This is a genomic window from Exercitatus varius (genome assembly GCF_029577735.1).
In the GTDB taxonomy this organism is placed as follows: Bacteria; Pseudomonadota; Gammaproteobacteria; order Enterobacterales; family Pasteurellaceae; genus Exercitatus; species Exercitatus varius.
On the sequence record NZ_JARQTO010000017.1, the window covers coordinates 1 to 19,651 of the forward strand.

At 46.2% G+C, this 19,651-nt stretch carries 14 protein-coding genes; 13 read left to right on the forward strand and 1 reads right to left on the reverse strand.

Features of this window, described 5'->3' with window-relative positions:
* Positions 1 to 112: 112 nt before the first annotated feature.
* Complete coding sequence (gene mazG / locus P7M01_RS10180; RefSeq protein WP_317483640.1) at positions 113 to 907, reverse strand: nucleoside triphosphate pyrophosphohydrolase; 795 nt, start codon at positions 905 to 907, stop codon at positions 113 to 115.
* Positions 908 to 1,142: 235 nt separating this feature from the next.
* Between mazG and uspA the strand changes: the two genes are divergently transcribed.
* The 13 genes from uspA (at position 1,143) to rpoC (ending at position 19,546) form a co-directional block, all read left to right on the forward strand.
* Positions 1,143 to 1,568, forward strand: a complete 426-nt coding sequence (gene uspA / locus P7M01_RS10185; protein ID WP_202936741.1) for a universal stress protein UspA — start codon at positions 1,143 to 1,145, stop codon at positions 1,566 to 1,568.
* 163 nt (positions 1,569 to 1,731) lie between these two features.
* The gene (gene alaS, locus P7M01_RS10190) at positions 1,732 to 4,356 is read left to right on the forward strand and encodes an alanine--tRNA ligase (RefSeq protein WP_317483639.1); all 2,625 of its coding nucleotides are present in this window, start codon (positions 1,732 to 1,734) and stop codon (positions 4,354 to 4,356) included.
* A gap of 76 nt (positions 4,357 to 4,432) precedes the next feature.
* A complete protein-coding gene (csrA, locus tag P7M01_RS10195) occupies positions 4,433 to 4,618 on the forward strand; it encodes a carbon storage regulator CsrA (protein ID WP_202936743.1) in 186 nt (61 codons plus the stop codon).
* A 12-nt stretch (positions 4,619 to 4,630) separates the two neighbouring features.
* On the forward strand, positions 4,631 to 5,995 hold the full coding sequence (locus P7M01_RS10200) for a phosphohexomutase domain-containing protein (RefSeq protein WP_202936744.1): 1,365 nt from the start codon (positions 4,631 to 4,633) through the stop codon (positions 5,993 to 5,995).
* Positions 5,996 to 6,081: 86 nt separating this feature from the next.
* Entirely contained in the window at positions 6,082 to 6,969 is an 888-nt protein-coding gene (galU, locus tag P7M01_RS10205) for a UTP--glucose-1-phosphate uridylyltransferase GalU (RefSeq protein WP_317483638.1), read from the forward strand.
* Between the two features lie 338 nt (positions 6,970 to 7,307).
* Positions 7,308 to 7,718 carry a preprotein translocase subunit SecE gene (secE, locus tag P7M01_RS10210; RefSeq protein WP_202936746.1) on the forward strand — a complete coding sequence of 137 codons (411 nt, stop codon included), beginning with the start codon at positions 7,308 to 7,310 and terminating at the stop codon, positions 7,716 to 7,718.
* Between the two features lies 1 nt (position 7,719).
* Positions 7,720 to 8,277, forward strand: a complete 558-nt coding sequence (nusG, locus tag P7M01_RS10215) for a transcription termination/antitermination protein NusG (protein ID WP_202936747.1) — start codon at positions 7,720 to 7,722, stop codon at positions 8,275 to 8,277.
* A 202-nt stretch (positions 8,278 to 8,479) separates the two neighbouring features.
* Positions 8,480 to 8,908: a 50S ribosomal protein L11 gene (rplK, locus tag P7M01_RS10220; protein ID WP_202936749.1), complete on the forward strand. Its 429-nt coding sequence runs from the start codon at positions 8,480 to 8,482 to the stop codon at positions 8,906 to 8,908.
* Between the two features lie 4 nt (positions 8,909 to 8,912).
* The gene (gene rplA / locus P7M01_RS10225; RefSeq protein WP_202936750.1) at positions 8,913 to 9,602 is read left to right on the forward strand and encodes a 50S ribosomal protein L1; all 690 of its coding nucleotides are present in this window, start codon (positions 8,913 to 8,915) and stop codon (positions 9,600 to 9,602) included.
* 288 nt (positions 9,603 to 9,890) lie between these two features.
* Entirely contained in the window at positions 9,891 to 10,382 is a 492-nt protein-coding gene (gene rplJ, locus P7M01_RS10230; protein ID WP_202936751.1) for a 50S ribosomal protein L10, read from the forward strand.
* A 57-nt stretch (positions 10,383 to 10,439) separates the two neighbouring features.
* On the forward strand, positions 10,440 to 10,808 hold the full coding sequence (gene rplL / locus P7M01_RS10235) for a 50S ribosomal protein L7/L12 (RefSeq protein ID WP_202936752.1): 369 nt from the start codon (positions 10,440 to 10,442) through the stop codon (positions 10,806 to 10,808).
* A gap of 309 nt (positions 10,809 to 11,117) precedes the next feature.
* Entirely contained in the window at positions 11,118 to 15,146 is a 4,029-nt protein-coding gene (gene rpoB / locus P7M01_RS10240; protein ID WP_202936753.1) for a DNA-directed RNA polymerase subunit beta, read from the forward strand.
* Between the two features lie 134 nt (positions 15,147 to 15,280).
* On the forward strand, positions 15,281 to 19,546 hold the full coding sequence (gene rpoC / locus P7M01_RS10245; protein WP_317476627.1) for a DNA-directed RNA polymerase subunit beta': 4,266 nt from the start codon (positions 15,281 to 15,283) through the stop codon (positions 19,544 to 19,546).
* Positions 19,547 to 19,651: the final 105 nt, after the last annotated feature.

Below are 19,651 nucleotides of genomic sequence, written 5' to 3' on the forward strand. Positions count from 1 at the left end.
AATGAGCCGGGGTTTTTGTTTTTCAACGAAACCTGATGATTAGTATGAGATCTTACAAACGGACGAATCTATTTTTCCGTCTGATAAAAACGCATGGATTTTCGACCGCACTTTAGTTGTGCGATTCTTGCAATTTCACTTCATCCCATAACTGATCCAACTCTGCCAACGTGCAGTCCGCCGGATTCTTGCCCGCTTGCCGGACTTGTTGCTCCACCGCACGGAAACGGCGTTCGAATTTGTGGTTTGCCTGACGTAACGCCTCTTCCGGCTGGGTTTTGACATGACGCGCCAGATTAACGACGGCAAACAGTAAATCGCCTATTTCCTCATTGATTTTAGGCTGTTCCAAGCGCGGTCGGTTTAACTCTTGTTTTACTTCGTCCAATTCTTCCTCCACTTTGGCAATGACGCCGTCAACATGCTTCCAGTCAAAACCGATTTTCGAACATTTTTTCTGAAGTTTTTCCGCGCGAAGTAAGGCGGGAAAAGTGTGAGGAATATTATCTAAAACGGAGGTTTCCGTCTGACGGCTTTTTTCCTGCGCTTTCATGGCGTTCCAGTGCGCCAGCGCCTCTTGTTCGTTGCCGGCGGATTGTTCGCCGAATACGTGAGGATGACGGCGTATAATTTTTTCCGCCACATCGTTTACCACATCGTCAAAGGTGAATAGTTGATCTTCCGCGGCAAGCTGGCTGAGAAATACCACTTGCATCAGCAAATCACCCAGTTCTTCCCGCAGATTTTCTTTGTTGTTTTGCTCGATGGCATCGATCACTTCGTAACTTTCCTCGATTAAGCAGGGAATCATGGAGCGGTAATTCTGTTTGAGATCCCACGGGCAGCCGCCGTTCGGGTTGCGTAATTGAGCGATGAGCCGAACGAAATCCTGAATGTGATAAGCCATAATAAAATTCCTTCCTCGTAGACAAAAAGTGCGGTCGAAAAATCGAATGTTTTTTATGCATTGCGACGCAAAGTTAAAGCCGGATTTTCCGATAAAAAGTTCCATGATAGGGCGATTTTTCAAAAATTCAATGTTTTTTCGGAAATGTGATCTGGCGCAAGTTTTTTCTGATATTGAGGTGCTATTATACAACCAACAAAAGAAGTGCAACTTAGTCAGATGAAGGAGTAGGATTATGTACAAACACGTATTAGTAGCCGTAGATCTTTCCGATGAAAGCGATTTCTTATTGAAAAAAGCGGCCGGCATTGCAAAACGCCATGAAGCAAAACTTTCAATCATTCACGTGGATGTCAATTTTTCTGATCTCTATACCGGTTTGATTGATGTGAACATGTCCTCCATGCAGGATCGTATTTCCAGTGAAACCCAACAGGCTTTATTGCAACTTTCGGAACAAGCGGGCTATCCGGTTTCTGAAAAATTGAGCGGAAGCGGGGATTTAGGTCAAGTACTTTCGGACGCTATCGAACAATACGGTGTCGATTTGTTAGTAACGGGTCATCACCAGGATTTCTGGAGTAAATTGATGTCATCGACACGTCAGGTGATGAACAGTATTACTATCGATATGTTGGTTGTGCCGCTTCGTGATGAATAAAAAATTCAGACACGAAAAAAATTAACCTAAATTTGACCGCACTTTCGCAGGAAGAGCAAAAGTGCGGTTTTATTTATTCCGGGATTTGGATGAATTCCATTCAATAAATAAGAAAAATATGTCAAAATAAGCCCAGTATTTAAGGACAACCAAAGGCTTAATAATGAAAACAACAGCAGAAATTCGTCAATCTTTTTTAGATTTTTTCCATAGTAAAGGGCATCGAGTTGTAGAAAGCAGTTCGTTGGTGCCGGAAAACGATCCGACGTTATTATTTACCAACGCAGGGATGAACCAGTTTAAGGATGTGTTTCTCGGCATGGACAAACGCCCGTACAACCGCGCGACTACCGCGCAACGTTGCGTACGCGCCGGCGGAAAGCACAACGATTTGGAAAACGTGGGATATACCGCGCGCCATCATACTTTCTTCGAAATGATGGGGAATTTTAGCTTTGGTGATTATTTTAAACATGATGCGATTAATTTCGCCTGGGAATTTTTAACTTCGCCAAAATGGTTAGGGTTACCGAAAGAAAAACTGTACGTCACCGTATATGAAACTGATGATGAAGCATACGACATCTGGAACAAAGAAGTCGGCGTGCCAAAAGAACATATTATCCGTATCGGCGATAACAAAGGCGCGCCGTATGCGTCCGATAATTTCTGGGCGATGGGCGATACCGGTCCGTGCGGTCCTTGTACCGAAATTTTCTACGATCACGGCGATCATATTTGGGGCGGGCTGCCGGGGACGCCGGAAGAAGACGGCGACCGTTACATTGAAATCTGGAATATTGTGTTTATGCAGTTTAACCGTTTGGCCGACGGCAGCATGGAAAAATTACCGAAACCGTCGGTGGACACCGGTATGGGGTTGGAACGTATGACCGCCGTATTGCAGCACGTAAATTCCAATTATGAAATCGATATTTTCCAAACCCTGATTAAAAAAGCGGCGGAAATTGTGGGCACGACGGATTTGGATAATAAATCCTTACGCGTTATTGCCGACCATATTCGTTCATGCGCCTATTTAATTGCGGACGGCGTGATTCCGTCTAACGAAGGTCGCGGTTATGTATTGCGTCGCATCATTCGTCGCGCGGTGCGTCACGGTCATTTACTGGGCGCGAAGGAAACGTTCTTCTACAAATTGGTTCCGACGTTAATTGAGGTGATGGCGGAAGCGGGAAAACAGGTAAAAGACAAGCAGGCTAACGTAGAAAAATTATTACGTTTGGAAGAAGAACAATTTGCCCGAACCCTTGAACGCGGTTTGACATTATTGGATGCCGAATTGGCCAATGTGAAAAACGGAGTGTTGTCCGGCGAAGTGGCGTTTAAACTTTATGATACTTACGGTTTCCCGCTCGATTTAACGGCGGATGTTTGCCGCGAACGCAATATCACGGTGGACGAAGAGGGTTTTGATAAAGAAATGGAAGCGCAACGCCTGCGCGCGCAATCCGCCAGCAACTTCGGCATGGATTATAACAGTATTATCCGCGTAGACGGGGAAACCAAATTTGAAGGTTACACCAATGTAGAAAGTCTCGCAAAAGTGACCGCACTTTTCCGGGACGGCAAAGCGGTAGACAGCATTTCCGCCGGTCAAAGCGCCGTGGTGATTCTGGAAAATACGCCGTTCTATGCGGAAATGGGCGGACAAATCGGCGATAGCGGCGTATTAAGCGCCAACGGCGTACGTTTCGACGTGAAAGATACGCAAAAATACGGTCAGGTATTCGGTCATATCGGCGAATTAACCCAAGGTACGTTATCCGTCGGTCAGATTGTGAATGCGGAAGTGGACGCCCGACGTCGTCAGCATACCAAATTAAATCACAGTGCGACCCATTTATTGCACGCCGCGTTACGTCAAGTATTGGGCGAGCATGTGGCGCAAAAAGGTTCGTTGGTTTCTGATGTGGGGTTACGTTTCGATTTCGTTCAACCGGAAACCGTTACGCCGGCGCAAATTATGGAAATCGAACGTATAGTGAATTTCCATATCCGCGCCAATCATCCGGTATTAACGGAAGAAATGGGCGTGGAAGAAGCAAAAGCTAAAGGCGCCATGGCGTTATTCGGCGAAAAATACGGCGAAACCGTGCGTGTTGTAACTATGAGTCCTTTTTCTATCGAACTTTGCGGCGGTTTGCATGTGGAACGTACCGGTGAAATCGGATTATTTAAAATTGTTTCCGAAGGAGCGATCGCCGCCGGTATTCGCCGAGTTGAAGCGGTAACCGGTGAAGGCGCTATGAATTGGTTGTTTAACCAACAAGCCATTTTGGCGCAAAGTGCGGATTTGTTGAAATCGGACGTTCCGTCTCTGCCGGAAAAAATCGCGCAGCTTCAGGATAAAGCGAAGAAAACGGAAAAAGAACTGCAGCAGCTTAAAGAAAAGGCGGCCGTGCAGGCGGGTTCCGATTTAGCGAAAAGTGCGGTCAAAATTAACGATGTTTTTGTAGTGATTCACCGGCTTGACGGCGTAGACACCAAAGCGTTGCGCGTGATGGTGGACGATCTGAAAAATCAACTGGGTTCCGCCGTGGTTGCGTTAGGTTCCGCCGTAGAGGGTAAAGTCAATTTAATTGCGGGTGTCACGTCGGATTTAACGGCGACGGTAAAAGCCGGTGAATTGGTGAACGTGATGGCGCAGCAAGTGGGCGGCAAAGGCGGCGGCCGTCCCGATATGGCCATGGCGGGCGGCTCGCAACCGGAAAATCTGTCCGCCGCATTAACCGCCGCTTCTGATTGGTTAAAGGAAAAGCTCTAGCTGGGAAAAGGCTTATCGCGGATGAGCCTTTAGACAAAGGGATAGTTACAGGCGACATTCATTAGGGGAGGTCTGTATGTTGATATTAACCCGGAAAGCTGGTGAAACGGTACTTATTGGTGACGATATATCCATTACTATATTGAATATTCGGGGAAATCAAGTGAAAATCGGTATAGAAGCCCCGAAGGATGTGACGGTACATCGTGAAGAAATTTACGAGCGCATCAAGCTCGCAGCCGAAGATAATAATCATGTATAGCTAGGAGAAATTATGTCTAAATTAACGTGCTTTAAAGCTTATGATATCCGTGGTCGCTTAGGCGATGAATTGAATGCGGACATCGTGTATCGGATTGGTCGAGCATTCGGGCAATTTCTAAAACCCAAAACCATTGTTGTCGGCGGTGACGTTCGTTTGACGAGTAAAGAACTCAAAAGCGCGGTGACAAACGGTTTGTTGGATTCCGGCGTCAATGTCATTGATTTGGGCGAAGTCGGTACGGAAGAAGTGTACTTTGCCACATCGTTTTTGCATGCTGACGGTGGGATTGAAGTGACGGCAAGCCATAATCCGATGGATTTCAACGGATTGAAGCTGGTTCGCGAGGGTTCCCGTCCGATCAGTGCGGACACCGGTTTGGCGGATATTCAACGTTTAGCCGAAGAAAATAACTTTCCGGAAGTCACCCAACGCGGCACTTATAAACAGCAATCCGTATTAGGCGATTATGTCGAACGTTTGTTGTCCTATGTGAATCTGGATAATATTAAACCGTTGAAATTGGTGTTTAACTCCGGTAACGGGGCGGCAGGTCATGTCGTGGACGCCATTGAAGCGCAATTTAAAGCACGCCGTATTCCGGTGGAGTTCGTTAAAGTGCATAACAACCCGGACGGTACTTTCCCGCACGGTATTCCTAACCCGATTTTGCATGATAACCGCCAAGATACCATTGATGCCGTGCTTGCCAATAAAGCGGATATGGGAATTGCGTTTGACGGTGACTTTGATCGTTGCTTCTTCTTTGATGAAACAGGTCAGTTTATCGAAGGTTATTATGTGGTCGGTTTGCTGGGACAAGCGTTCACGAAAAAATATCAGGGTGCAAAAATCATTTACGATCCGCGTTTAATCTGGAATACCGAAAAATTGGTGGCGGAAAACGGCGGCGTGGCGGTGATGTCCAAATCCGGTCACTCGTTCATTAAAGAAAAAATGCGTGAAGTGGATGCGGTGTACGGCGGCGAAATGTCGGCCCACCATTATTTCCGCGATTTCTATTATTGCGACAGCGGTATGATTCCTTGGTTGCTTGTGATGGAACTGGTTTGCGTGGCAGGCAAAACTTTAGGTCAGTTAGTGAACGAAAGTATTGATACTTATCCGTCACCGGGTGAAATTAACAGCAAATTAACCGACGCCAAAGCGGCGATTGCCCGAGTGCGCGCCGCTTACGAAAAAGATGCGATTTCGGTAAGCGAAATTGACGGTATCAGTATTGAATATCCGAACTGGCGTTTCAATCTGCGCAGTTCCAATACGGAACCGGTGGTTCGTTTGAATCTTGAAACCCGCGGCGATAAAGCGTTAATGAAAGAAAAAACCGATGAAATTCTAGCGTTATTGCGCCAATAAGTTGTAAAACTCTGTAAAATTTGACCGCACTTTACCGATTTATGCTAAAGTGCGGTCGTTTCTATGTATAAATTAAAGGAAAAAATATGAAAGCGATTATTCCTGTTGCAGGTCTGGGAACACGCATGTTGCCGGCAACCAAAGCGATTCCGAAAGAAATGCTGACCTTGGTGGACAAGCCGTTGATTCAATATGTGGTCAGCGAATGTGTCGCCGCCGGAATTAAAGAAATCGTATTGGTGACGCATTCGTCAAAGAATGCCATTGAAAACCATTTCGATACCTCTTACGAATTGGAATCCATGCTGGAAAAACGGGTTAAGCGCCAACTTTTGGACGAAGTGCGGTCGATTTGCCCGAAAGATGTGACGATTATGCACGTTCGTCAAGGGAACGCTAAAGGTTTGGGACATGCCGTATTATGCGGTCGCCCGTTAGTGGGCAACGAACCCTTTGCCGTGGTTCTGCCTGATGTATTGTTAGCGGATTTTACCGCCAATCAAAAACGAGAAAATCTGGCGGCGATGATTAAACGTTTCGAAGAAACGGGATTCAGTCAAATTATGGTGGCGCCGGTGGATCCGAAAGATGTCAGCAGTTATGGCGTGGCGGATTGCGGCGGCGCGGAATTCGGCGGCGGTGAAAGCGCGCCGATCTCCCGTTTGGTGGAAAAACCGAGCGTAGATAAAGCGCCGTCAAATTTAGCCGTAGTCGGGCGTTATGTATTTTCAGCCGGAATTTGGGATTTATTGGCAAGAACGCCGGTGGGCGTAGGTGATGAGATTCAGTTAACCGACGCCATCGACATGCTGATTAAACAAGAAACCGTAGAGGCGTTCCTCATGACCGGCGAATCTTTTGACTGCGGCGATAAAATCGGTTACATGGAAGCGTTCGTGGAATACGGTCTTCAACATGAAAAATTAGGCGCTCGGTTCAGAGATTATCTGAAAAAGTTAGCCAAAACTTTATAATACCGTACGATAATATAAAACCGGGTTAGCCAACGCTTAACCCGGTTTTTTTGTAAAATTTGCGCCGTTCGGTTTGAACTTAGAATCGTGGAAAAAGACGAACTTAAATTTCGTAAACCTGAGAAAAGCCTCAACAAAGCGGCGATGAGGTTTTCAGCGGATAAGCTGAAGGTTGAATCTCGCCAGAAGAAATACGGTTAATGGATACTTCATTGGTTGAAGTCTAACACCGGGAGAAGGAATTAGCAAAATTCGTTATGAATTAACAAAATAAAATGCTACAATCGCGAACCCAGTAGTTATTCCCCCAAAAAATGATAAATCACTTAGGTTGAAATATGACTTTAGTTGTTGAAAAAAAGAAAAATGAAATAGAACAGACGGCGCAAAAGTCAAAAGGCTTGAATGGCTTTTTATGGTTCCTTGTTGTTGCGCTTATTTTAGTTGCGTCGGTTGGTAATATTTATTTTGCCGGTCAGTATTCAACGCCGGTTCGTGTCGTTGCAATATTCGTTTTAATCGTGATTGCCTTAATTCTGGCGGCAATTACCAATCAGGGTAAAAAAGCGTTGGCATTTTTCAGCGAAGCCAGAACCGAACTTCGCCGGATTACTTGGCCGACGCGTCCTGAGGCAATGCAAACCACATTTATTGTTGTGGCGGTTACGGTTGTCACCTCATTGATTTTATGGGGTTTTGACAGCGTGATTGTAAGCGTATTAAATTTCTTAACAGATTTGAGATTCTAAAATGACAGAAACAGCAGCACCTAAAAAACGTTGGTATGTGTTACAAGCCTTCTCCGGTTTTGAAGGTCGTGTGGCCGCAACATTACGCGAATATATCAAACTCAACCATATGGAAGATCAATTCGGTGAAGTTTTGGTCCCGACCGAAGAAGTGGTTGAAAATGTAGCGGGTAAACGTCGTAAAAGCGAACGTAAATTTTTTCCGGGCTATGTATTAGTGCAAATGGAAATGAACGATTACACCTGGCAGTTGGTGCGCAGCGTGCCGCGTGTAATGGGCTTTATCGGCGGCACACCGGATAAACCGCTGCCGATCAGCCAGCGTGAAGCCGATATTATTCTTAATCGGGTCGAGCAAAATGCGGATAAACCGCGTCCGAAAAACGTGTTCCAGCCGGGTGAAGAAGTGCGCGTTACCGAAGGTCCGTTTGCAGACTTTAACGGTACGGTTGAAGAAGTGGATTATGAAAAAGGACGCTTAAAAGTCTCCGTTTCCATTTTCGGTCGTGCGACCCCGGTAGAACTTGAGTTTAGCCAAGTGGAAAAAGCAAACGGCTAATAGAATTTTCACGGTAAAGGCAGGTTTTATACCTGCTTTTTTATTATAAAAAACTGCTTGAAAATTGACCGCACTTTTTATATAATTCGCGACCTATTATGAGCGGGGGAACTTGCTCATATTTTTGTGTAACGGCACTTCGGTGCTTAATTCATTGGGGAGCTGATTGTAGCGTTATCACCCAAAACATAGGAAACTAAAAATGGCAAAGAAAGTTCAAGCATACGTTAAGCTGCAAGTCGCAGCGGGTATGGCTAACCCTTCACCACCGGTCGGTCCCGCACTGGGTCAACAAGGTGTAAACATCATGGAATTCTGTAAAGCGTTCAATGCTCGTACCGAGAGCATGGAAAAAGGTTTACCGATTCCGGTCGTTATTACCGTTTACGCAGACCGTTCATTCACTTTCGTCACGAAAACTCCGCCGGCAGCCGTATTGTTGAAAAAAGCGGCGGGTATCAAATCCGGTTCAGGTAAGCCGAACAAAGATAAAGTGGGTAAAGTGACGCAAGAGCAAATCCGTCAAATCGCCGAAACTAAAGCGGCGGATATGACTGGTGCGACTATCGAAACCAAAATGAAATCAATCGCTGGCACGGCTCGCTCAATGGGCTTAGTGGTGGAGGAATAATACGATGGCTAAATTGACTAAAAAAATGAAAGCAATCAAAGCTGGCGTAGATTCTACCAAAGCGTACGAAATTAACGAAGCCATTGCGCTGTTAAAACAATTTGCAACGGCGAAATTCAACGAAAGCGTTGATGTTGCCGTAAATTTAGGTATCGATCCGCGTAAATCCGATCAAAACGTGCGCGGTGCAACCGTATTGCCTCATGGTACCGGTCGTTCCGTACGCGTTGCGGTATTTACTCAGGGCGCTAACGCCGATGCGGCTAAAGAAGCCGGCGCCGATTTAGTCGGTATGGATGATTTGGCGGAACAGGTTAAAAAAGGCGAAATGGACTTCGACGTTGTGATTGCCTCTCCGGATGCAATGCGCGTAGTCGGTCAATTGGGTCAGATTTTAGGTCCTCGCGGTTTAATGCCAAACCCTAAAGTGGGTACGGTTACGCCAAACGTTGCCGAAGCGGTTAAAAATGCGAAATCCGGTCAGATTCGTTACCGTAACGATAAAAACGGTATTATCCATACCACAATCGGTAAAGTGGATTTCTCCGAAGATCAATTGAAAGAAAACTTACAGGCGCTTTTAGCGGCGTTAGTGAAAGCTAAACCGACTACCGCTAAAGGTATTTTCATTAAGAAAGTAAGCGTTTCCACCACTCAGGGCGCCGGCGTTCAAGTTGATCAAAACAGCTTATAATTCGCGCAGGTAGCTTTACAAAGGCGTAGATTATCCGTATAATTTACGCCCTATTTATGGCTTAGGCCATAAAATTGATGGTGCTTGCCAAATCAAGCCCCGTCCAAGACCGTAGGAGAAAACGCACGATAAAAGTGCGGTCGGTTTTTACCGAGTTTTCTTAATTACCTACGTAGATGGTGAACAGAAAAAGAATTTTCTGCTTCTGTACACCGAAGTCGTCCTGGTATGTTTGTATCAGGTAATTTAATTCCGATTTATCGGAGTGTATTCAGGAGCTCAAAGCCAATGGCATTAAATCTTCAAGACAAACAAGCAATTGTTGCTGAAGTAAATGAAGCAGCCAAAGGTGCCCTTTCAGCTGTTATCGCGGATTCTCGCGGCGTAACAGTGGATAAAATGACGGAGTTACGTAAAGCGGCTCGTGAAGCTGGCGTTTCAATGCGCGTTGTTCGTAATACTTTATTACGTCGTGCGGTTGAAGGCACAGAATTCGAATGCTTAACAGATACGTTTACCGGTCCGACACTTATCGCATTCTCTAACGAACATCCGGGCGCTGCGGCACGTTTGTTCAAAGATTTCGCTAAAGCGAACGATAAGTTTGAAATTAAAGGTGCGGCCTTTGAAGGTAAAATCCAAGATGTCGATTTCTTGGCAACATTACCGACTTACGAAGAAGCGATTGCACGTTTAATGGGTACAATGAAAGAAGCTGCGGCAGGCAAACTTGTTCGCACTTTTGCAGCATTACGCGACAAATTACAAGAAGCGGCTTAATTTTAAAAGCGTTTCTTGAATCGTTTAACAACTTATTTACTTTAGGAATTGATTGTCATGTCATTAACTAACGAACAATTAATCGAAGCGATCGCTTCAAAATCAGTATCAGAAATCGTTGAATTAATCGCAGCGATGGAAGAAAAATTCGGCGTTTCAGCAGCAGTAGCGGCAGCGGCTCCGGCAGCAGGCGCAGCAGCGGCAGTAGAAGAAAAAACTGAATTCAACGTAGTATTAGCGGAAGCCGGTGCTAACAAAGTTGCAGTAATCAAAGCGGTACGCGGTGCAACAGGCTTAGGCTTAAAAGAAGCGAAAGACTTAGTTGAATCCGCTCCGGCTAACTTGAAAGAAGGCATTTCTAAAGCTGAAGCTGAAGCATTGAAAAAAGAATTAGAAGATGCAGGCGCGAAAGTAGAAATCAAATAATTTTTGATGACTTTTCCTGTTCTTCGGAACTTACGGCTGGCGGTTTTTCCGTCAGCCTTTTGTGCTCTCAAATAAGTGCAAAAAAAATCACCGTTTAATTGCAGAAAAAATTAAGTTAAATCAAGCTGTTAGCTTAATGCAATCCGCTCATCAGAAGTAAGGTTCAGAGTGCGGTATCTCACAAACGGATTCATACATTGATTTAAAATCATCTGACAGTACATCAGATAAAAAAACATTGAATTTTTTTACCGCACTTTGGTGGTTTTATTTCAAGTCGGTCTCACTAGAAATTACAGAGGAAAACCAATGGGTTACTCCTATACTGAGAAAAAACGTATCCGTAAAGACTTTGGTAAACGTCCACAAGTTTTAAACGTACCTTATTTATTAACCATTCAATTAGATTCATTCGACAAATTTATTCAGTGCGATCCTGACGGTCAGCAAGGCCTGGAAGCCGCATTCCGTTCGGTATTTCCGATTGTAAGCAATAACGGCAGCACGGAATTGCAATATGTCAGCTATAAATTAGGCGAGCCGGTATTTGACGTGCGCGAATGTCAGATTCGCGGAACAACCTTTGCCGCGCCGTTACGCGTGAAGTTACGTTTGGTGAGCTACGATAAAGATGCGGCTCCCGGCACAGTTAAAGATATTAAAGAACAAGACGTGTATATGGGGGAAATCCCGCTGATGACGGACAACGGTACCTTCGTGATTAACGGTACCGAGCGTGTTATCGTTTCGCAATTGCACCGCAGTCCGGGCGTGTTCTTTGACAGTGACAAAGGTAAAACGCATTCTTCAGGTAAAGTATTATATAACGCGCGTATTATCCCTTACCGCGGTTCTTGGTTGGATTTCGAATTCGATCCGAAAGACAATTTATTCGCGCGTATCGACCGTCGTCGTAAGTTGCCGGCAACCATTATTTTACGGGCATTGGGTTATACGACGGAAGAAATTTTAGATTTGTTCTTCGATAAAGTTCTGTTCGAAATTCAGGACAATAAATTGCTGATGGAATTAGTTCCTGAACGCTTACGCGGTGAGACGGCGACATTTGATATCGAGGCCAACGGCAAGGTTTATGTTGAACGCGGTCGTCGTATTACTGCGCGTCATATCAAGGCGCTTGAAAAAGACGGTATTAGCAAAGTTGAAGTGCCAACCGAATATATTATCGGAAAAGTGGCGGCGAAAGACTATGTGGATTTAGAAAGCGGCGAAGTCATCTGTGCCGCAAACATGGAAATTTCTTTAGAGCTTTTAGCAAAATTGGCTCAAGCGGGTTACACCACAATCGAAGCGTTGTTCACCAATGATTTGGATTTCGGCCCGTATATTTCCGAAACGCTGCGTGTGGATCCGTCTTATGACCGGTTAAGTGCGTTAGTCGAAATTTATCGTATGATGCGTCCGGGCGAACCACCGACAAAAGAAGCGGCGGAAGGTTTATTTGATAACTTATTCTTCTCGCAGGATCGTTACGATTTGTCTGCGGTAGGTCGTATGAAATTCAACCGTTCGTTAGGTATTGACAGCGAAACGGGCAGCGGCGTGTTGAGCAAAGAAGACATCGTCAGCGTGATGAAAAAACTGATCGATATCCGTAACGGTCGCGGTGAAGTGGACGATATTGACCACTTGGGTAACCGTCGTATCCGTTCGGTGGGCGAAATGGCGGAAAATCAATTCCGAATCGGTTTGGTACGCGTTGAACGCGCCGTAAAAGAGCGCCTCTCATTAGGTGATCTTGATGCGGTAACGCCACAGGATTTAATTAATGCCAAACCGATTTCTGCGGCAGTTCGTGAATTTTTCGGTTCTTCACAATTATCTCAGTTTATGGATCAAAACAACCCGCTGTCGGAAGTGACCCATAAACGTCGTATTTCCGCATTGGGACCGGGCGGATTAACACGCGAACGTGCAGGCTTTGAAGTTCGAGACGTTCACCCGACTCATTATGGTCGCGTGTGTCCGATTGAAACCCCTGAAGGTCCGAATATCGGTTTGATCAACTCGCTTTCCGTATATGCGCGTACCAATGATTACGGTTTCTTAGAAACGCCTTACCGTAAAGTGGTAAACGGTCAGGTAACGGAAGAAATTGAATATTTATCGGCGATTGAAGAAGGTAAATATATCATTGCGCAGGCAAACTCGAACTTAGATGAAAATCTTCGTTTTACGGATACTTTCGTTACCGCCCGCGGTGAACATGGCGAGTCCGGTTTATATCGTCCGGAAGAAATTCATTATATGGACGTTTCAACCCAACAAGTGGTTTCCGTTGCGGCGGCGTTAATTCCGTTCCTTGAGCACGACGACGCGAACCGTGCGTTAATGGGAGCGAACATGCAACGTCAGGCGGTGCCGACATTACGTGCGGATAAACCGTTGGTGGGTACCGGTATGGAAAAACCGATTGCCCTTGACTCAGGCGTGGCGGTGGTTGCGAAACGCGGCGGTACGATTCAATACGTTGATGCATCCCGTATCGTGGTGAAAGTAAACGAAGACGAAACGATTCCGGGTGAAGCGGGCATTGATATTTATAACTTAATTAAATATACCCGTTCTAACCAAAATACCTGTATCAACCAAATTCCTTGCGTGAATTTAGGCGAACCTGTCGGTCGCGGTGAAATCTTAGCCGACGGTCCGTCAACGGATTTGGGCGAATTGGCGTTAGGTCAAAATATCCGCGTGGCGTTTATGCCTTGGAACGGTTATAACTTCGAAGACTCAATGTTAGTTTCCGAACGCGTAGTACAACAGGATCGTTTCACCACTATCCATATTCAAGAATTATCTTGTGTGGCGCGTGATACCAAATTAGGTGCGGAAGAAATTACCGCAGATATTCCTAACGTCGGTGAAGCGGCATTAAGCAAGTTGGACGAATCCGGTATCGTCTATGTAGGTGCCGAAGTGAAGGGCGGCGATATTCTGGTGGGTAAAGTGACGCCAAAAGGCGAAACTCAATTAACGCCGGAAGAGAAATTACTCCGCGCAATCTTCGGTGAGAAAGCTTCGGACGTAAAAGATTCTTCACTTCGCGTGCCTAACGGTACTTCCGGTACGGTTATTGACGTTCAAGTCTTTACCCGCGACGGCGTAGAAAAGGACAAACGCGCGTTGGAAATCGAAGAGATGCAATTAAAACAAGCGAAAAAAGACCTTGTTGAAGAATTGGAAATCTTGGAAGCCGGTTTGTTCTCCCGTGTTCGCAATTTATTAATTGACGGCGGCGTCAGCGAAAAAGAATTGGATAAAATGGAACGTACGAAATGGTTGGAACAAACCCTTTCGAGCGAATCCAAACAAAGCCAGTTGGAACAGCTTGCGGAACAATACGAAGAATTACGCAAAGACTTCGAACACAAACTTGAAGTGAAACGCGGCAAAATTATCCAGGGCGATGATTTGGCGCCGGGCGTACAAAAAGTAGTGAAAGTATACCTTGCGGTGAAACGTCAGATTCAACCGGGAGATAAGATGGCGGGTCGTCACGGTAACAAAGGGGTTATCTCAAAAATTAACCCGGTTGAAGATATGCCGTACGACGAAAACGGCCGTCCGGTCGAGATCGTGTTGAACCCGTTGGGCGTACCGTCTCGTATGAATATCGGTCAGATTCTGGAAACGCACTTAGGTTTGGCGGCGAAAGGTATCGGCGAACAAATCAACATCATGCTTAAACAAAAACAGGATGTCGAGAAATTACGCGGTTATATCCAGAAAGCTTACGATTTAGGCGGCGGTTCGCAAGTTGTGGATCTCAATACTTTCACGGACGAAGAAGTATTGCGTTTAGCGGAAAATTTACGTAACGGTATGCCGCTTGCCACACCGGTGTTTGACGGTGCCGACGAAAGCGAAATTAAAGGTTTGTTAGAGCTTGGCGGATTGCCGACATCCGGTCAGATCACCTTGTATGACGGCCGCACCGGCGAAAAATTTGAGCGTCCGGTAACCGTGGGTTACATGTATATGCTCAAATTGAACCACTTGGTGGACGACAAAATGCACGCGCGTTCGACCGGTTCTTACAGCCTGGTTACTCAACAACCGTTGGGTGGTAAAGCGCAGTTCGGCGGTCAGCGTTTCGGTGAAATGGAAGTATGGGCGCTTGAAGCATACGGCGCGGCTTACACCCTGCAGGAAATGTTAACCGTGAAATCCGACGATGTGAACGGTCGTACCAAGATGTATAAAAACATCGTGGGCGGCACCCATTACATGGAACCGGGTACGCCGGAATCTTTCAATGTAATCATGAAAGAAATTCGTTCGCTTGGTCTTAACATCGATTTAGATGAAGCCTAATTTATAGACGGGCAGTCCGTCGTAATGAGAAAGCATTCATCGCAATGCGAAAATTCCGCGCAAAGTGCGGTCAAAAAATCGAATGAATTTCGACCGCGCTTTGAATAAGTTTAACTCCGACAGGAGCAAAATCTGTGAAAGATTTAGTTAATTTTTTAAAAGCACAATCCAAAACCGCCGAAGATTTTGATGTGATCAAGATTGGTTTAGCCTCACCGGACATGATTCGTTCATGGTCGTTCGGCGAAGTGAAAAAACCGGAAACCATTAACTACCGTACATTTAAACCGGAACGCGACGGTCTTTTCTGTGCGCGTATTTTCGGGCCGGTAAAAGATTACGAATGTTTATGCGGTAAATATAAACGCTTAAAACATCGCGGTGTAATCTGTGAAAAATGCGGTGTTGAAGTTACCCAAACCAAAGTGCGCCGCGAACGTATGGGACATATCGAATTGGCTTCGCCGGTGGCGCATATCTGGTTCTTGAAATCGTTACCGTCCCGCATCGGTTTATTATTGGATATGCCGTTGCGCGATATTGAACGCGTTCTTTATTTTGAATCATATATCGTGATCGAACCGGGAATGACGGATTTAGAAAAAGGTCAGTTATTAACCGAAGAACAATATTTGGACGCTGAAGAGCGCTGGGCGGACGAATTTGACGCGAAAATGGGGGCGGAAGCCATCCAGGCCATTTTACGCGATATGGATTTGGAACATGAATGTGAAACCTTACGTGAAGAGTTACAGGAAACTAACTCTGAAACTAAACGTAAAAAAATCACTAAGCGTTTGAAATTATTAGAAGCGTTTATTCAGTCCGGCAACAAACCGGAATGGATGGTTATGACCGTATTACCGGTGCTTCCGCCGGATTTACGTCCGTTGGTACCGTTGGACGGCGGTCGTTTTGCGACTTCGGATTTGAACGATTTATATCGTCGCGTTATTAACCGTAACAACCGTTTGAAACGTCTTTTGGATTTAATCGCACCGGATATTATCGTACGCAACGAAAAACGTATGTTACAGGAATCCGTGGATGCGTTGCTGGATAACGGTCGTCGCGGTCGTGCGATCACGGGTTCGAACCGTCGTCCGCTTAAATCTTTAGCGGATATGATCAAAGGTAAACAAGGTCGTTTCCGTCAGAACTTATTAGGTAAACGCGTTGATTATTCGGGTCGTTCGGTTATCACCGTAGGTCCGTATCTGCACTTACACCAATGCGGTTTACCGAAAAAAATGGCGCTGGAATTATTCCGTCCGTTTATCTATGCAAAATTGGAAAGCCGCGGTTATGCGACCACCATTAAAGCAGCGAAGAAAATGGTTGAGCGAGAAGACGCCATCGTATGGGATATTTTGGCGGAAGTGATTCGCGAACACCCGATTCTGTTGAACCGTGCGCCGACATTGCACCGTTTGGGTATTCAGGCGTTCGAACCGATTTTGATCGAAGGTAAGGCCATTCAGTTGCATCCGCTCGTTTGTGCGGCGTTCAACGCGGACTTCGACGGAGACCAAATGGCGGTTCACGTTCCGTTGACGTTGGAAGCGCAGCTAGAAGCTCGCGCATTAATGATGTCAACTAATAACATTTTATCGCCGGCGAACGGTGATCCGATTATCGTTCCGTCACAAGACGTGGTATTGGGTATTTACTATATGACCCGCGATAAAGTGAACGGTAAAGGCGAAGGCATGCTGTTGCAAGACCCTCGCGAAGCGGAAAAAGCCTATCGCACCGGTCGGGCGGAATTGCATTCGCGCGTGAAAATCCGTATTACGGAATATGTGAAAAATGCCGAAGGTGAATTAGAACCGCAAACGAACTTAGTGGATACCACGGTCGGTCGTGCCATTTTATGGATGATCGCGCCGAAAGGCATGCCGTTCAGCCTGTTCAATCAAACGCTCGGCAAAAAAGCCATCTCTAAACTGATTAACGAATGTTATCGTCGTTTAGGCATGAAAGAGAGCGTAATGTTTGCAGACCAAATCATGTATACCGGTTTTGCGTATGCGGCACGTTCGGGTTCGTCCGTCGGTATCGACGATATGGTGATTCCGGAGAAAAAATACGAAATCATCGCGGCGGCGGAAAAAGAAGTGGCGGAAATTCAAGAACAGTTCCAATCCGGTTTGGTTACTGTCGGTGAACGTTATAACAAAGTCATTGATATTTGGGCGGCGGCTAACGAACGCGTAGCGAAAGTGATGATGGAAAATTTGTCTACGGAAGAAGTGATAAACCGTGAAGGTCATCCGGAAAAACAAGCCTCATTCAACAGCATCTTTATGATGGCGGATTCAGGTGCGCGCGGTTCCGCGGCACAGATTCGTCAGTTAGCGGGTATGCGCGGTTTGATGGCGCGTCCGGACGGTTCAATCATCGAAACGCCGATTACGGCGAACTTCCGCGAAGGTTTGAACGTATTACAGTACTTTATTTCCACTCACGGTGCGCGTAAAGGTTTGGCGGATACTGCGTTAAAAACGGCAAACTCCGGTTATTTGACCCGTCGTTTGGTTGACGTTGCGCAAGATTTAGTGATTGTCGAGGACGATTGCGGTACGCACGAAGGTATCGTCATGGCGCCGTTAATCGAAGGCGGCGATGAGAAAGTGCCGTTACGCGAATTGGTATTGGGCCGTGTCGCGGCGGAAGACGTCTTGAAACCGGGAACGGAAGAGGTTCTGATCCCGCGTAATACGCTGATTGACGAGCAATGGTGTAATGTTATTGATGAAAATTCGGTAGACAGCATTAAAGTTCGTTCCGTGGTGACCTGTGATACCGATTTCGGCGTGTGTGCGAAATGTTACGGCCGTGATTTGGCGCGCGGTCATCTGATTAATCAGGGAGAAGCCGTCGGTGTTATCGCGGCGCAATCCATCGGTGAACCGGGTACACAGTTAACCATGCGTACGTTCCATATCGGTGGTGCGGCATCCGCAGCGGCGAAAGAATCCAGCGTACAGGTTAAAAATAACGGTACCATTCGTTTGGCTAACGTGAAATTTGTAACCAATAACGAAGGTAAACTGGTATTAACTTCACGTAATACCGAATTAACCGTAATCGATGCCTTCGGTCGTACCAAAGAGCATTATAAGCTGCCTTACGGTACTACTTTAAGTAAAGCCGACGGCGCCGAAGTTACGGCGGGTGAAACCGTAGCAAACTGGGATCCGCATACTATGCCGGTGATTTCCGAAGCGGCGGGTTTTGTGAAATTTGTCGATATTGTTGACGGTTTAACCGTAAGCCGCCAGACCGACGAATTAACCGGTTTGTCTTCAATTTTGGTGCAAGATGTGGGTGAACGTGCGACGGCAGGTAAAGATTTGCGTCCGGCGATTAAATTGGTCGATGCCAAAGGCAACGATATTTTAATCGAAGGCACCGACGTAGCGGCGCAATACTTCTTACCGGGTAAAGCAATCGTAACCTTGGATGACGGTGCGGAAATCAATATCGGTGATCCGTTAGCCCGTATTCCGCAAGAATCCGTGGGAACTAAAGATATTACCGGCGGTCTGCCGCGCGTAGCCGATTTATTCGAAGCGCGTAAACCGAAAGAACCGGCAATTTTAGCCGAAATTTCCGGTATCGTTTCCTTCGGTAAAGAAACCAAAGGTAAACGCCGCTTATTAATCACACCGACCGACGGCGGCGAAACATACGAAGAAATGATTCCGAAATGGCGTCAATTAAACGTATTCGAAGGCGAAATGGTGGAACGCGGCGACTTAATTTCCGATGGTGCGGAAACGCCGCATGACATTTTACGTCTGCGCGGTGTGCACGCCGTAACCGAGTATATCGTAAACGAAGTTCAGGAAGTTTACCGTTTACAAGGGGTTAAAATTAACGATAAGCATATCGAAGTTATCGTTCGTCAAATGTTGCGTAAAGCCGTTATCACCAATGCTTACGATTCCGAATTCTTGGAAGGCGAGCAAGTGGAAGTGGCGCGCATTAAGGTCGTTAACCGTAAACGCGAAGCGGAAGGCAAACCGTTGGTGGAATTCGAACGTGAATTGCTTGGTATTACCAAAGCGTCATTGGCTACCGAATCATTCATTTCGGCGGCTTCGTTCCAGGAAACCACCCGCGTGTTGACCGAAGCGGCGGTTGCCGGTAAACGCGATGAATTGCGCGGCCTGAAAGAAAACGTGATTGTGGGTCGTTTGATCCCGGCGGGTACGGGTTTTGCCTATCACCAAAACCGTATTAAAAACCGCCATACGGGAGTAACGTTGCCGGAAGAGCAATCCGTAAAATTCTCCGCGGCGGATGAAGCGGAAATTGAAGCGGAATTCAATATGGTAGCGGATGATCCGACATCCAGCCTGGCAGAAATGCTGAACATGGCGGATGAGGAATAAACCGGCGTTTGACCGGTAACACAAAATCCCCCGAGAGCAACGCTCCCGGGGGATTTTTTATTCGTCCGCGAGATGAAAAAACATCAAAAAAATCGACCGCACTTT

Bases quoted from the DNA above. Each gene is read 5' to 3' on its own strand.
- rplA (WP_202936750.1), top strand. From the start codon at position 8,913: ATGGCTAAATTGACTAAAAAAATGAAAGCAATCAAAGCTGGCGTAGAT.
- rplK (WP_202936749.1), top strand. From the start codon at position 8,480: ATGGCAAAGAAAGTTCAAGCATACGTTAAGCTGCAAGTCGCAGCGGGT.
- P7M01_RS10200 (WP_202936744.1), top strand. From the start codon at position 4,631: ATGTCTAAATTAACGTGCTTTAAAGCTTATGATATCCGTGGTCGCTTA.
- nusG (WP_202936747.1), top strand. From the start codon at position 7,720: ATGACAGAAACAGCAGCACCTAAAAAACGTTGGTATGTGTTACAAGCC.
- galU (WP_317483638.1), top strand. From the start codon at position 6,082: ATGAAAGCGATTATTCCTGTTGCAGGTCTGGGAACACGCATGTTGCCG.
- rplJ (WP_202936751.1), top strand. From the start codon at position 9,891: ATGGCATTAAATCTTCAAGACAAACAAGCAATTGTTGCTGAAGTAAAT.
- mazG (WP_317483640.1), bottom strand. From the start codon at position 907: ATGGCTTATCACATTCAGGATTTCGTTCGGCTCATCGCTCAATTACGC.
- uspA (WP_202936741.1), top strand. From the start codon at position 1,143: ATGTACAAACACGTATTAGTAGCCGTAGATCTTTCCGATGAAAGCGAT.
- rplL (WP_202936752.1), top strand. From the start codon at position 10,440: ATGTCATTAACTAACGAACAATTAATCGAAGCGATCGCTTCAAAATCA.
- csrA (WP_202936743.1), top strand. From the start codon at position 4,433: ATGTTGATATTAACCCGGAAAGCTGGTGAAACGGTACTTATTGGTGAC.
- secE (WP_202936746.1), top strand. From the start codon at position 7,308: ATGACTTTAGTTGTTGAAAAAAAGAAAAATGAAATAGAACAGACGGCG.
- rpoB (WP_202936753.1), top strand. From the start codon at position 11,118: ATGGGTTACTCCTATACTGAGAAAAAACGTATCCGTAAAGACTTTGGT.
- alaS (WP_317483639.1), top strand. From the start codon at position 1,732: ATGAAAACAACAGCAGAAATTCGTCAATCTTTTTTAGATTTTTTCCAT.